The 14,413-nt window shown below is 42.4% G+C and carries 10 protein-coding genes; 9 read left to right on the plus strand and 1 reads right to left on the minus strand.

Going from position 1 to position 14,413, the window contains the following annotated elements; genetic code table 11:
• Positions 1-626: 626 nt before the first annotated feature.
• Positions 627-1,358 carry an inovirus Gp2 family protein gene (locus ACFOEE_RS18280; protein WP_377127770.1) on the plus strand — a complete coding sequence of 244 codons (732 nt, stop codon included), beginning with the start codon at positions 627-629 and terminating at the stop codon, positions 1,356-1,358.
• A 149-nt stretch (positions 1,359-1,507) separates the two neighbouring features.
• Here ACFOEE_RS18280 and radC read toward each other — a convergent pair whose 3' ends face one another.
• Entirely contained in the window at positions 1,508-1,990 is a 483-nt protein-coding gene (radC, locus tag ACFOEE_RS18285) for a RadC family protein (protein WP_377127773.1), read from the minus strand.
• A 150-nt stretch (positions 1,991-2,140) separates the two neighbouring features.
• Here radC and ACFOEE_RS18290 point away from each other — a divergent pair, with 150 nt between their 5' ends.
• From ACFOEE_RS18290 to ACFOEE_RS18325, 8 genes are all read left to right on the plus strand, one after another.
• The gene (locus ACFOEE_RS18290) at positions 2,141-2,317 is read left to right on the plus strand and encodes a helix-turn-helix transcriptional regulator (protein ID WP_377127776.1); all 177 of its coding nucleotides are present in this window, start codon (positions 2,141-2,143) and stop codon (positions 2,315-2,317) included.
• A 205-nt stretch (positions 2,318-2,522) separates the two neighbouring features.
• Positions 2,523-3,404: a WYL domain-containing protein gene (locus ACFOEE_RS18295; protein ID WP_377127779.1), complete on the plus strand. Its 882-nt coding sequence runs from the start codon at positions 2,523-2,525 to the stop codon at positions 3,402-3,404.
• The gene (locus ACFOEE_RS18300; protein ID WP_377127782.1) at positions 3,401-4,165 is read left to right on the plus strand and encodes a hypothetical protein; all 765 of its coding nucleotides are present in this window, start codon (positions 3,401-3,403) and stop codon (positions 4,163-4,165) included. Before ACFOEE_RS18295 ends, ACFOEE_RS18300 begins: the two co-directional genes overlap by 4 nt.
• Before the next feature lie 2 nt (positions 4,166-4,167).
• Positions 4,168-4,713 carry a BREX protein BrxB domain-containing protein gene (locus ACFOEE_RS18305; protein ID WP_377127784.1) on the plus strand — a complete coding sequence of 182 codons (546 nt, stop codon included), beginning with the start codon at positions 4,168-4,170 and terminating at the stop codon, positions 4,711-4,713.
• 9 nt (positions 4,714-4,722) lie between these two features.
• A complete protein-coding gene (brxC, locus tag ACFOEE_RS18310; protein ID WP_377127787.1) occupies positions 4,723-8,226 on the plus strand; it encodes a BREX system P-loop protein BrxC in 3,504 nt (1,167 codons plus the stop codon).
• Between the two features lie 29 nt (positions 8,227-8,255).
• On the plus strand, positions 8,256-11,651 hold the full coding sequence (locus ACFOEE_RS18315; RefSeq protein WP_377127790.1) for an Eco57I restriction-modification methylase domain-containing protein: 3,396 nt from the start codon (positions 8,256-8,258) through the stop codon (positions 11,649-11,651).
• Positions 11,645-13,705: a BREX-1 system phosphatase PglZ type B gene (pglZ, locus tag ACFOEE_RS18320; RefSeq protein ID WP_377127793.1), complete on the plus strand. Its 2,061-nt coding sequence runs from the start codon at positions 11,645-11,647 to the stop codon at positions 13,703-13,705. The genes ACFOEE_RS18315 and pglZ overlap by 7 nt, the downstream gene beginning before the upstream one ends.
• Positions 13,698-14,408, plus strand: coding sequence for a zeta toxin family protein (locus tag ACFOEE_RS18325; protein ID WP_377127796.1), 711 nt, complete (start codon positions 13,698-13,700; stop codon positions 14,406-14,408). Before pglZ ends, ACFOEE_RS18325 begins: the two co-directional genes overlap by 8 nt.
• Positions 14,409-14,413: the final 5 nt, after the last annotated feature.

Raw genomic sequence — 14,413 nt, forward strand, 5'->3', positions numbered from 1 at the left:
AATAGTGTTACTGGTAACGTTATCAGGGTGTGTGGTTTTTTCACAATAGTCTATGTATTACAAGGGTTTTATTTATATTGCTATATGGTTTTATTAAGTTTAAAGGTTTAAATAGTTTCGTCCGATACAAGCGAATTTGAATAGATTGCCTGAGTACTAGAGTTCATTGAATCAAGGTTAAACTATTACAAATGGCGTTGGCCTAACTTAGTATGGAATTCAAACCACGTCAAGGTTTTGCCGTTTGACGAACTATCTAGGGACGAGCCAGCTCCGGTTATGTATCGATTTATTAGCGATTATCCTTACAAGTATGCAATTTGTTATGTTCCGCTAACTGCAGAGTAACTCACTCTAAAAAACAGCACTTTCCACAGGACCTCATGATCAAAAGAGATGTACACGCTTAGATTTTAGATATCGAACAATTCCGTATTGTTAATATATACACCTAATCTAAATAACCATGTATGGGCATAACGGTTTGTAAGGTATTAGCTGTTTGAGTTTTAGGGATGAGAGGAGGGATAACGCTTAAACCTTTGTGATGCTATGTTCTGCTTCAATGCTGCGTAAACTTTTATTAGTCATCGATATTGTTTGAATCAACTAAATAGGTATTCAAAATGTACAACAATATCAATACGAAAACACACACCAAAACCCAAGCAAATATCATCACCAATCCTTACGATAAGAATTACAAAGTCTTAAAAGAGACTATGGGCAAGATTGAATGGGCTGTCGATGAAGCGTTAAGCGCCCATCCAAGATTAACGGGCATTCGCTTTGACTTACACATTCCACCAAGTTGTCTAGACCCTGAAGGGATATGCTTCATTGGAAGTGGCGTAATGAAGCGATTTTTTAGCTCGCTTCAAGCTAAGATAAAAGCTTCTCATAAGTTCAAATCAAGTAAGCAGGTACAACATTTACGATATGTATGGGTAAAAGAATATGGCGAGAAAAGCAACAGACCTCACTATCATGTATGCATATTTTTAAACAAAGATAACTTCCAAGGATTAGGCGATATTTATGCAGCCATATGCTCACCTAAATTTATTAAAAAATCATTGGCACAGCAGATTATAGAAGCTTGGGCTAGTGCACTTAAAATCGAATATTCGATGAGTTGTTCACATGTTCATTTCCCTGAGAACCCCAAGTATTGGGTAGACACAAAAAATGAAACGCTTGGACTAGGAAAGCTTGCGCTACTCACACGTCTATCTTACTTAGCAAAGCCAAACACTAAAGTCTTCGGAATCGGAGAGAAGACCTATAGTGATGGAAAATACTTGATTTATACGCCACCAGTAGTTCTTGGATTGCGTCAAAAAAAAGGAAAAAAATAAACGACAAAGCAAAGGGATGGCTGATGCCATCCCTTTATTTTTGCTAGTTTTCCTCAAGTATCTCTTTAACTATCATCAAAATCGCAACGATTTGCACAATGAGGCGAGTACTTTGAGGTGTAGAAATAGGTCTTAACACCAATTTTCTCCTACTTTGGGTTTAATAGGTTTCTTTCGGCAAAAGACACGTAACCATTACCGATGATGATATGGTCGAGTATTTCCACATCAATCAACGACAATGCGTGTTTAAGCTTGGCTGTGATGGCATTATCCGCAGCTGACGGCTCGCAGTTACCGGAAGGGTGGTTGTGGGCCAGAATAACGTTGGCGGCGTTTTGTTTCAGTACCTCCTTTATCACTTCTCTTGGGTAAACCGAGGCACTAGCAATCGTGCCGTGAAATAGCTCTTGGTAATCAATGATCTGATTCGCATTATCCAAAAACAGAATGGCGAACGCTTCGCGTTCAAGTGCTCCGAGTTTGGTTTTCAAAAACTCAACCGCATCTAAAGGGTTTTGAATCGCACCCAGGCGCTTCAGGCGATTCCAAAGGATTTGAGACGCTGCGGATAACATTTCGTCTTCATTGATGCAGTTCTGGGCAAAATTTGTGGAATTTAAAGTTGTCATAGTGAGGCTCCATGTTCTGATTTCAGGAGCATGATATAGATTTGAATAATTATCGATTTGAACCGATGAGTCCTCAGTTGGGAGCACAATAGCTGCGTATTTTTTTACAACTCTTCCTTATTTGATGGTTAAGTTTAGGAGCCAACCATCATGCAACTAATCAAATTAAAAGATGTCATCAGCAAAACCTGTTTAAGCCGTTCTTCCATTTATGACTACGTCGACAGAGGACTATTTCCAAAACCAGTAAAACTCGGGGCTAGGTCAGTTGCCTGGGTGTTATGTGAAGTGGATGAGTGGATTGATGAACGTATCAAGCAACGCTGAAGTGTGCTCGATTACAAATACATTGTGCGTCTCCAAAACGGTTGCGTTTAAATATATCTGATTGACAGCGTTACAGGGTCAATATCACCTCTCGAAAAAATACAAGTTAAAATCATAATAAGTATTTTATCGAATCATTTTGATTGCATCATGAGTAGCTTGCTTTTATAGTAAGCTATCTCAATCACATTTCGGCATTCAATATATGAAGAAGATAGAAGAGCTATCACATGCACAAAGGGAACGTTTGGCATTTATAGACTTCCGGTTATGCTTCATTGGGGAAATCAGTCGTCAAGATTTAATTGATTGTTTTCAAACAGGGTCTGCGGCAGCAACGAGAGATTTTGCGTCGTATAAAGAATTTGCTGACTCGAATCTCAAGCTAATACACAACACCAAGTCATATCACCGCACAGATTCATTTATTCCCTTATTCGAGCATGATATTGATATGGTGTTGACTAGTTTTAGTAAAGGGTTTTCCTATACATGTAATACAACCGGAATACTCAAGCACTATAATACTTATCAAAGTCTTACTAAGCCCTCACTTGAAATTTTAGCAACTTTAATGCCTGCTATTTGTCGCAATCAAGTAGTCAAAATCAACTATATATCGTTAACTTCTGGTTTAAGTGAAAGGGAGATTGTTCCTCATAGTTTGGCGAACAATGGAAATCGTTGGCATGTTAGAGGATTTGACAGGCAATCAAACACGTTTCGGGATTTTGTTATCACTCGCATTCAAAACGCATTGTTAGTTAAAAGCACAGTCATTTTGGAAAAAGAAACAAGTCAGGCTGACAAGCAATGGAACCGCATCGTGGATCTCACACTGATTCCCCATCCGAAAGCTCCTTATCCGCAGGCAATTGAGTTGGATTACAATATGGAGCAAGGAACACTTAAGTTAGAATGCCGAGCAGCCCTTGTCGGCTATTTGCTTAATCAATGGCAAGTGGATTGTTCAGTTACACATAGCCTATGTCCTCAAAGGCATCATTTAGCGCTTAAGGAGCAGGCCGCTATTTTTGGCGTAGAGAGCGCTTCGCTTGCTCCAGGTTACCAGGAAACTCAATCATGATATCAGAACAGCAGCTTATTACCTTAGGGTTTAAATTTGGAAAAAATGGTGCACATGCTGCTCGAAGTATGATGAACGAAGAGCTAAAACTGTTGTTCAGTGTTCATGGTGCAAACGCAACCAAAGAACAATACGAACACGCTATAGTCGACGGCAATATATTACATAAACCAACGACTAATTCTCGTAAGCTTACATACCGTCACTTACTTGATTTGTATAGTTTAGATTCAAGCGTCGTGATTTTTCGTCAATTTCGCGGGTATTGGGCGTTAGATGAAAAAGCACAAGATGTTTTGGCATTACAGCTAGCGATAGCTAGAGACCCATTACTACGCGCCTCAAGTGAGGTGATTTTAGGGCTGGATTTAGGCGAGCGATTAACTAGGGAAAGTATGGAAGCATTTTTAGCTAAGGATGATCCCACTCGCTTCAGTCCAGCGTCGTTAAAGTCGTTTGCTCAGAATATCAACGGTACTTGGACACAAGCAGGGTACTTGGTCGGGCGAAGCAAAAAGTTGCGTGACGAACCTAGATTGAGTTACGTCAACGTAGCATTTGCTCTTTATCTTGCGCATTGCCATGGTCTAAGTGGACAGCGAATGTTTGATAGCTATTGGTGTAAGTTATTAAGCGACAACAAGCAGGTATTACTTGATTTAGCGCATCGTGCATCACTGCATGGGCTAATAAGATTTAAACAAGTCAGTGAAATCATCGAAGTAACCTTTCCTCAAGAACAACGACAACAAGGAAATTAGTGATGTCAGATAGAATATCAAAACTGCTTCATAGCTTTGAAAGTCATATAAGCATCCCATGGCCAAAAGCGGTATCGGCAGACGAGCGCAGTATATTTCTTGTATACAACAAAGAAGATGAATTAAAGCTGCGTGCCAGAGTTGCTGAATTCGAACACGCTTGTACTAAACATGAACACCCTTGGCTGCTCTTAGATGTGACAACAAGTTTCGAGAGCTGGATGGCTGAACAAGACTATAAAGAAACCTATTTTGAAGATCCCGAGTATTTAGTCGGTCTTTACGATGACTTCACCGAAGAGCTAATAGCAAAGTTAGTGACCAGCACACAAGAGCACCAGTGTGAAAATACCGTTGTTGCTTTACAAGGTTGCGGAACGCTATTTGGTTTTACATCAGTTTCACATGTAGTGAGTCAATTAGCGCAGCATGTAGCTGGGCGCCTGGTGGTTTTCTTCCCAGGTGAGGTAACAAACAACAATTACAAATTACTCGATGCAAAGGACGGTTGGGGTTATCACGCTACCGCCATTTCAGCAACATCATAAGGAAAAAAGATGCTTAATCGTGAAATATTTATCAATGATCCAGTAAACAGTCGTTTAGCTAACAATGGTGTTGCAAAAGTAAAGGATGATTTGTCATCTGGCGCGCTTGATATTCTGGAATACGAGCTACGAACCTTTGTTTGCGAAGGTAAATATGCTCAAGGGATAGATTCAATACTAGACAATTATCTAAATGTGCTAGAGCAAAATTATCCAAAAGATGGTAGCAAAGGTAAAGCAAATGAACAGCCAGGTGTGTGGATCAGCGGCTTCTTTGGTTCAGGTAAATCACATTTAGCTAAAATGTTACGAGCGCTTTGGACAAATCAAACTTTAAATAATGGGGCGACCGCTCGCTCAATTGCAGATCTGCCCGAAGGTATTAGAACAAAGTTTGAAACCCTTTCACAGCTAGCACAAAAGCATGGTGGTGTTCATGCGGCCTCCGGCACTTTGGGTTCAGGTGCTGATGATAAAATTCGAATTGCACTTTTGGCTATTATATTTAAATCGGTTGGTTTACCGGAACAATACCATCTAGCGCGCTTTGTAATATGGCTTCAATCACAGGGAGTATTAGAGCAAGTTCAAGCGTTTGTTGAAGATAAAGCGCCTAAAAAAGAGGGAATCGACACTTGGCAAAAGGAACTTAAAAACCTCCACGTATCTCCGATACTGGCTGATGCTGTCTTTCAAGCTATTCCTGGCATTGCTGCTGATCTCAAAGAAATGCGTGAAATGCTGCGAGCGCAATACACGATAGTCAAAGACGTTAGTAATGAAGAAATGGTGAGTGCGATTGTCGATGCCATTAGCCGAAATGGTGAGCTACCTTTGACCCTAGTTGTCCTGGACGAAGTCCAGCAATATATTGGTGACAGCATCGAAAAAGCGATGGCGGTGCAAGAGCTTACAGAAACGTGTAGTGGTGCAAGTGCATTAAAAGCGAAACTCATTTTTGTTGGTACAGGCCAGAGCGCGCTGTCGGGCACGACTAATTTACAACGTTTAATGGGGCGTTTTCCGGTCCCTGTGCAGCTAGAAGATACCGACGTAGACTCGGTAATTCGCAAAGTCATTCTAGCTAAAAAGGAGTCGGCTAAACCTGCAATTGCAGAGCTTGTAGACGACAACTTAGGTGAAATTGCTCGCCATTTGCGCGGTTCAACAATAGAGTACAAAAAAGACGACGAACAGTGGATGGTACCTGATTATCCTCTATTACCAGTACGTCGTCGTTTTTGGGAAAAGGTATTACCCGCACTTGATAAAACAGGCACGGGATCTCAGTTACGTAACCAGTTAAGAGTTGTTCACGAAGCCCTAAAAACAAATGCCCATAGGCCCCTTGGTTATGTGGTGCCTGCCGATTTTCTATACGACCAAATTGCCACTAATTTGCTTCAAAATGGTGTCATTCAAAAAGACATATACGAAACCATAAGCCGAAAACGTGGCGGCACTGAAGACGAGCAATTACAAAGTCGATTATTGGCCTTAATTTTACTGATCAGTAAACTACCGAGCGAGATGGAATATGGTATCTACGCAACGGTTGACACTCTGTCTGATCTATTGCTAGAAGACCTAACCAAAGACAAGCACGAATTACGTGCAAAAGTCCCCAAAATGCTTGCTATTCTTGAGGACGAGCACTTAGTGATGTCGCGTGATACGGTTCAAGGCAACCAATTCAGTTTACAAACGGTGGAAAGCCAAGCGTGGTATGACGAATATCGCCGCCAGGAAAGTGACTTAAGAGGTAACTTTCAAGGCCTCGAAATATTACGTGCAAAAGAAATCCAGAATTACATTTCTCGGCAAACTCAGCAAGTTAGTGTGCTTCAAGGCGAAAGTAAGGTTAGCCGCCAGTTAAAAACTTTTTTTGCAGATGAGCTGCCCGCTGAAGGGCAAAATCGTGTCAGTGTGTTAGTGCCTGAACTACCAGAAAAGCAGTTTTACGAATTAGCGCGCCGTTCCGACCCGGATAGTGCAACTATTTTTGTTTTTGTACCTCCTATTTATCGGACTGAACTCCTAAAAGCGATTTTAACGTTTAAAGCGGCGGAAACCACACTTGAAGTGCGTGGACGTCCGTCAACGGAAGCTGGCCGCGAAGCAATGCAAGCTATGGAGACTCGCCGTGCAGAAGCAGAGCGAACACGCAAAAAGCTACTAGATGAAATCTTTGCGAGCATTCAGGTGTGTTTGGCCGGAGGCCAACAAATTGAGGGTGACAGCCTAGTCGAGCAGCTTAAAGAAGCAGCTGAATTGGCTTGCACGCGTCTTTATCATAAATTCAAAATGTCAGACGACAGTCGTTGGAATAAAGTCTACGATGCGGCAAGCAAAATAGGCGATGCCAATGCGGTTGAAAAACTCGGTTTTTCAGACAGTGTTGAGAAACATCCTGTTTGTATTGAAATAATGCGTTTTATCGGTGTGATGAAAGTCGGCAAAGAGATCATCGATAATTTCGAGCAAGCGCCGTTTGGATGGTCAAAAGATACCATTGAAGGCGCATTATTCGCGATGTTAGCAGCGGGCGTACTGAAAGCTACCATAGGGCAAGAGCGCCCGATTGATGCCAAAAACCTTGACCGAAAGGCGCTGTCGCAAACCAAATTCCGTCCGGAAAAAGTCACATTAACAACAATTCAATTGATCAAAGTTCGCGGTTTAATTGGCGCTTTGTTGGGTGAAGGGTGCGCAACAGGTGAAGAAGCCACTAAATTCCCAATAGCACTGCAGCGCCTTGTTCAGTTAGCTCAGCAAGCTGGTGGCGATGCGCCATTACCAAAGTCGCCAAACTCCCCCATCCTTTCGCAACTCGATATGCTTAATGGTAATGAACAATTACAAGTAGTATTTGAACAACACGATAACATTCGCTCGCTCTTTGAGAGTTGGCAAGCGCAAGCAGACAAAGCACAGCAACGCCTAAAGCGTTGGAAGAAATTGGATGACGCGATGAAGTACTGCAAAGGTCTAAGCGTAATGAGTCAACTTGACGCTGAATACCAAGCCATTATTGCGAATCGCAGTTTGCTTGTCGACCCGTGTCCGGTTGAACCATTAATTACAAAAGCCACGGACGCACTGCGCCTCGCTATCGAGGCAAAACGTACCGCATACGACCAAGAACATCGCCAAGGTTTAAGTGATTTATTAGACGATGAAAATTGGTGTAAGTTGTCATCAGAGGAACAAGATGCGTTATTAAGCGAACGCGGCTTAATGTTTAATTCTACGGTTAATGTCAGTAGTCTTGAAGATATCTTTGACTCGCTCGATAGGTTAAGCCTACAGCAGTGGAGCGACAAAACAGCCGCCCTACCAGGACTATTCAGCCAAGTATTACAAGCCGCAATCACAAAGTTGCAGCCTAAAACACGATACCACCGCATTAATAAGCCCGTTATCAATTCAGAACAAGAGTTAAGCGATTGGCTTGCTTATGTTGAACGCGAACTAAAAGCGCAATTAGTACATGGGCCTGTAGTACCCAATTAGTCAACTGCAATGTGGAAAAGGAACAATAAATGAGAACGGCATTAGAAAGAACACTGCGCAGTACACTTGAAAAAACGGTTGAAAAAGCGCGTGATATCGTCGAAGTCGCGGTTGTTGAAGCGCTAACTCGTTTAGGGGTCGCGGAAGGTGCTGCACCAAGCTACTTAAATGATGGTGATAAAAAATTAAGAACTCGGCTGCGTGCTCATGGCAGGCAGCTTGGCGATGTATTGTCTAAAGATACGGGTAAGCAAGAAACTGAGTTACTCGTTAATGAAATGGCCTACGAACATTGGCACCGTATGTTATTTGCGCGCTTTTTAGAGCAAAGCCAATTACTGATGTACGACGAGTATACCTCGGTCACTTTACAAGATTGCCACGATTTAGCACAAGAAGACCCGGATGTGAAAGACGGCTGGGAATTGGCAGGACGTTTAGCGCAAAAAATGTTGCCGCAAATATTCCGTGCGGATTCCCCTGTATTTGAAGTAAAGCTGTCTATCAACCATGTTCACGCTTTAGAAGAGCTAATCGCAGGCTTACACCCGGATACGTTCCAAGCATCTGACGCCCTGGGTTGGTGTTATCAATTCTGGCAAAACAAAAAGAAAAAACAGGTTAATGAATCTGGTGTAAAAATCGGCGCCAAAGAATTAAGCCCGGTTACTCAGCTATTTACCGAACCTTATATGGTGAGCTTTTTACTCGACAACGCGCTTGGCGCATGGTGGGCAAAACGGCGCTTAACACAAGACGACTTAGCTAAAGCTACCAACGAACAAGAGCTGCGAAATCTAGCCTCTATTCCCGGCGTTCCGCTTGAATATTTGCGTTTTGTTCAGGATGAATCTACAAAAACATGGCGTTGCGCCGCAGGTGATTTTGATAAGTGGCCAGAAGATTTAAGTGAATTTAAAACCCTCGATCCATGCTGTGGGTCGGGTCACTTTTTAGTAGCTAAATTTTTAATGTTAGTGCCAATTCGTATGGAGCTGGAGGGACTTACTGCAAAAGAAGCCATTGATAAGGTGCTAGCTCAAAATATTCATGGATTAGAACTCGACCAACGCTGTGTAGAGTTAGCAGCATTTGCTTTAGCGCTGGAAGCATGGCGTTATCCTAATTCTGGTGGTTACCGTCAATTACCTGAATTACATCTTGCCTGTTCAGGTATATCGATCAATGAAGCTCAAAAAGAGTGGAAGAATATAGCCAAAGGTAATGAAGAGCTTGAACGTGCTGTAGGGTGGATGAAGCAAACTTTCAAGAATGCGCCAATCCTTGGAAGTTTAATTGAGCCAAAGCCACTTCAGATTGATATATTAAAGGCTCCGTGGGAGTTACTACAAAATGCATTAAAACAACAATCCAATGCTTCGAACGAGACATTAATTACAGCACAAGGACTTGCTAAATCAGCAACATTACTGTCAAGAAAATATGAGTGGGTTGTAACAAACGTGCCTTACCTAAAAGCTGGTGATCAATGTGAAACTCTAAAATCATTTTGTGAAAATTACTACCCTGAATCTAAATATGCTTTAGAAACAACTTTCATGGAAAGAAACCATAAATTACTAAATCCTGGTGGTGTATGCAGCATAGTTACCCAGCAGTATTGGTTGTTTCTAAAATATTATTCATCACTGAGGGAAAAGTTTATAAAAAGTAAAAACTTAGGCTTCATGGCAAGAGTAGGGAAAGGTGCTTTTGAAGAAATCTCAGGAGAGGTCGTCAATATTTGTCTTCAAATGACAGCTAATGAAAGTGGCAAATTCCATAAAGGAATAGAGTTCGAAGATGCCTCTGTCAACTCAAAAGAAGCCACCTTACAAAATGGAAAAATAGAGGTTGCTGAGCAATTAAAACAATTAGACAACCCGGATTATAGAATTTCTTTTGAACTAGCTAGTATAAAAGGAGAATCACTTTCAAAGTTTGCTGATTTTGGAAAGGGGAGCGTTTCCGGAGATGGCTTTCATTACCTTAGAAAAATTTGGGAGTTTAATACTTTTCCTCGAATCGCTAAGAAGTGGTTGAACAGCCCCGACCATTCAAATGGCTACTCTGGTCGCAGTGATCTTATTCTATGGAATGACACCAATTTTAACCCAACGTTAGAAGTTGGTTTTGCTCAACGAGGTGAAAGAGTATACGGTAAAAAAGGGATAGCAATAGGAAAGGCTGGAAAGTTTAGGTTTACTCCTTATGAAGACGGTATATTTGATGATAATGTCGCAGTAATAATTCCGGATAAAAATGAGTTATTACCGGCCCTCTGGGAATATTGTATCTCAGGTCAACTACAATCAGATATTAGTAAATTAGATAAAAAAATGTCTGTTACAGCAGGTACTTTTACAAAGGTTAAACTCGAACTAGATAATTGGCAGAATTTAGCTAAAGCTAAATATCCTTATGGACTACCCAAACCATATTCAAACGACTGCACTCAATGGCTTTACCACGGCCACCCTTGTGCTTCTGTAGTTTGGGACGAGGAGAAGAAAACTACCACTATTAGCGATTTACGTGAAGATGATACCGTTCTGCAAGTTGCCGTTGCTCGTTTGTTAGGTTACCGCTGGCCAGCCGAATTAGACACGGATATGGAATTAGCATCTGAAATGCGTGAAATCATCGCCCAGAACAAAGTGTTTGATGGTTTAGTTGATGATGATGGTATTGTTTGTATACCTGCCATACGCGGTGAAAAGCCAGCGATAGATAGATTAGAAGCCATATTGCATGCTGCCTATGGTGATAAATGGTCTGCGACAGTATTAAACAATTTATTGAAATCCGTTAAGTCTCGCGACTTAAACATCTGGCTACGTGATAAGTTCTTTGAACAACATTGTAAATTGTTCCAACATCGTCCGTTTATCTGGCATATATGGGATGGCTTGCCAGATGGTTTCTCTGCGCTAGTGAATTACCACCAGCTCGATTACAAAGGTTTAGAGCGCTTAATCTACACTTATCTTGATGATTGGATTAGTACTCAAATTCAGCTAGAAAAAGAGGGTGACGAAGGCGCTGAACTTCGTTTAGCTGCAGCTCGAAACCTAAGAAAGCAACTTGAAGACATTTTGGTTGGTGAAAAAGGCTTAGATATTTTTGTCCGCTGGAAATCATTAGCAGAACAACCTATTGGTTGGAATCCAGACCTAAATGACGGTGTTCGCTTGAACATTCGCCCATTTATGTATGCAAAAGACGTGGCTAAGAAAGGTGCAGGTGTGCTGCGTGCAGCCCCCAATATTCATTGGAAAAAAGACCGTGGCACTGATGTAGAATCAGCGCCTTGGTATGACTTAGGCTTAGAATATGGCGGCAATCAAGGCGATCGTATTAACGACCATCACCTAACACTCGCTGAGAAAAAAGCAGCGCGAGCCGCTAAGGATAAAGCATGTTAGTAGTTAGCCAGTTAATTCAGCAATTAAGGCAATGCGCGACCTTTAACCCGGCAAGCCAAGTCGCCCCTGCAGTGGTGCTTTGGACTGATAAAGATGGCCAGTGGAAAAAAGCAATGCCCTATATTAAGGAGCAGCTGCCAGAGCTAATAGAGCTGGTGGAGCCAGATGGCTTCTATCAGCCCGACAAACGTATTGGCCCGGCAATTTGGGTAAAATGCATTGTGGCGGGGACGTTAGAAGAAAATCTGATCCCAGAAGGCAAGACGCCTATCCTCTATATGCCGGGTGTTGAGCGTAAAGACTTGCGCGCTATCGAATCTTGTCCGGAGCGCTTGCAACCGCTGGCGGAGCTGCAATACCGTGGTTGTTGGTGGGTATACAACACTGCAGGGCGAGACTGGAGTGTCAGTGCGTTTTTGACCAACCCCGCAGTAGGCATTGAGTTTGATATCGCCAAAGACAAGCGTACGCAAGAAGCTATTGTACAAATATTACCAGAATTACTCGAAACCCCCATAGACAAGCTGCAAGGTCGAAAACTTCAAGCTGATGATTTTTATGCCTTAGTAATGGATGATCTTCCGCGTGATATTTTAAGTTGGTTAAACAACCCACACGAGAAACAAGAACTGTGGCAGGGCAGTAAATGGGATGTATTTAGCACTTCGTGCTTCAATCAATATGGCTTCAAAGCGGATTCGAGCGATATTGAGTCTGCACTGCATTTATTGTGTCAGGCTGAGCATGCCTGGCAGCCAGTTTGGGCCCGTTTTGCCGATACCGCGATAAACTTACCCAACTTGCTTGAACAATTAAAGCGCATCGCTTTTGATGGATTGAGTGCGGTAAACCCGGAAAATTACTTGTCTGAAAACATTAGGGACGATCAAGATATTGAGGCTACATTTAAACGTGTTAGTACTCAAGATAGACAGGCGATTAAAGCAGCATTAGAGCAAATCTGGCATACTCAAGCTGCGAGACAATCTTGGCTTTGGACTCGACTGGGTTATTCGCCCTGGCTTGAGATTCTCCGAGAGGTGATGACTGTACTGACTCATACCGAGCGAGTTTATTCAGGCAGCACACCGGAATCTATGGCACAGCATTACCAAGAGCAGTTTTGGCAGGTTGATGCTGCGGTTTTGAAGGCAATGGCAAAAGCTAAAGATATCCACCAGCAAGAAACACTCGCGCAAGTACTGAGTGTTATTTATACCCCTTGGCTTGAACAAACCACATTAAACTTTCAACAACTCGTTGAAACGCAATATTACCCTGGGCATAACCAAGTGAATGAGCCAAGTGGCAATTACCGAACAGCTAGTCATGTGCTGTTTTTTGTTGATGGCTTACGTTTTGATACAGCCAAATGGCTGGAGCAAAAGCTGGTGGACGTAGGGCTCAGTAGCCACTTATCGACCCGGTGGGCCGCATTACCTTCACTCACTGCGACTGCGAAGGCCGCTGTAACGCCTGTAGTGGACTTACTTAAGGGGCAGCTTGATAACGCCTATTTTAAACCCGTTGTAGCAGATACGGATGCTGAATTTAGTAGTCACCAACTCAAAAAATTACTTGCTGAAAATGGTTGGCAATATTTAGATGGCTTGGAAACGGGCGATCCTCAGGGATTGGCATGGGTGCAGACGGGCGACCTAGATAACTTAGGTCACGCACAACAACGTAAATTACCTCTGTTTATTGAAGGGGTATTGAATGATGTGGTATCGCGAATACGTGCCTTAGTTGATGCAGGCTGGGGGAAAGTGACGATAGTGACAGATCATGGTTGGCTGTGGGTGCCTGATGGACTACCGAGTGCGGATCTACACAAATCGCTTGGCAAGAATCGCCAACGCCGCTGCGCTATTTTAAAAGATAACGTACAGCATGACGGCCTGGTGATGCCATGGTTTTGGAATCCTGACGTGTCAATTGCTATGGCTCCTGGTATTTCAGCTTTCGTTGCAGGAGATCATTACAATCACGGAGGGTTGTCGTTGCAAGAGTGTTTAACTCCGACCTTAGTGGTGACAATAAACAATGCATGATGAAGCGATAATCGCAAAGGCAATCAAGGAAGCCAAGGCGATTAAAAAGAAAGTCGCGAAGCGCTTGGTTGATCATTTACCACAGGAGGATTCTGCTGTTTCGGTATTTATGGCAGGTTCGCCTGGTGCGGGGAAAACAGAAGTTGCGCGCAACATGATTCGAGTTTTTCAAGAAAAGTGTGGTATAGACCCAGTTCATATTGAAAACGATGAATTGCGAAAAGAATTTGAGGATTATGATGGGCAAAACTCACCGTTGTTCCAAACGCCAGCTACACTTTTGGTAGAAGCGATCCACGATCGAGCTCTGCAACGAGATGTTAGTTTTATTCTAGATTCTACATTGTCGAGTTTTAGCAAGGCAAAAGACAATATAGAGCGCTCGTTAAAACGAGGTCGTTATGTGCAGATTATTTTTGTATACCAAGAGCCAGAGCAAGCATGGTGTTTGGTAAAAGCAAGGGAAATCGTAGAAGGTCGCCGTGTTCCTCCAGACGTTTTCGTTAATCAATTTATGGAGTCACAACGCGTAGTTAGTGAGTTAAAACAAGTCTTTAAACATAATGTAGATATCATTTTTATTGAAAAAAATATTGACGGTATTAATGAGAACCCACATTTTAATGTTAGTGACATTGACGCTCTATTGCGCAAAAAGTACAATCGTGAATCGTTAGAAGCCATAGTTGGCTTGAACAAGTAGCAGGA

This window comes from Pseudoalteromonas fenneropenaei, assembly GCF_042643375.1.
Lineage (GTDB): Bacteria > Pseudomonadota > Gammaproteobacteria > Enterobacterales > Alteromonadaceae > Pseudoalteromonas > Pseudoalteromonas fenneropenaei.

What these genes read in the sequence shown, in the direction of transcription:
- ACFOEE_RS18280 (WP_377127770.1), top strand. Translation starts at nt 627, where the DNA reads ATGTACAACAATATCAATACGAAAACACACACCAAAACCCAAGCAAAT.
- radC (WP_377127773.1), bottom strand. Translation starts at nt 1,990, where the DNA reads ATGACAACTTTAAATTCCACAAATTTTGCCCAGAACTGCATCAATGAA.
- ACFOEE_RS18290 (WP_377127776.1), top strand. Translation starts at nt 2,141, where the DNA reads ATGCAACTAATCAAATTAAAAGATGTCATCAGCAAAACCTGTTTAAGC.
- ACFOEE_RS18295 (WP_377127779.1), top strand. Translation starts at nt 2,523, where the DNA reads ATGAAGAAGATAGAAGAGCTATCACATGCACAAAGGGAACGTTTGGCA.
- ACFOEE_RS18300 (WP_377127782.1), top strand. Translation starts at nt 3,401, where the DNA reads ATGATATCAGAACAGCAGCTTATTACCTTAGGGTTTAAATTTGGAAAA.
- ACFOEE_RS18305 (WP_377127784.1), top strand. Translation starts at nt 4,168, where the DNA reads ATGTCAGATAGAATATCAAAACTGCTTCATAGCTTTGAAAGTCATATA.
- brxC (WP_377127787.1), top strand. Translation starts at nt 4,723, where the DNA reads ATGCTTAATCGTGAAATATTTATCAATGATCCAGTAAACAGTCGTTTA.
- ACFOEE_RS18315 (WP_377127790.1), top strand. Translation starts at nt 8,256, where the DNA reads ATGAGAACGGCATTAGAAAGAACACTGCGCAGTACACTTGAAAAAACG.
- pglZ (WP_377127793.1), top strand. Translation starts at nt 11,645, where the DNA reads ATGTTAGTAGTTAGCCAGTTAATTCAGCAATTAAGGCAATGCGCGACC.
- ACFOEE_RS18325 (WP_377127796.1), top strand. Translation starts at nt 13,698, where the DNA reads ATGCATGATGAAGCGATAATCGCAAAGGCAATCAAGGAAGCCAAGGCG.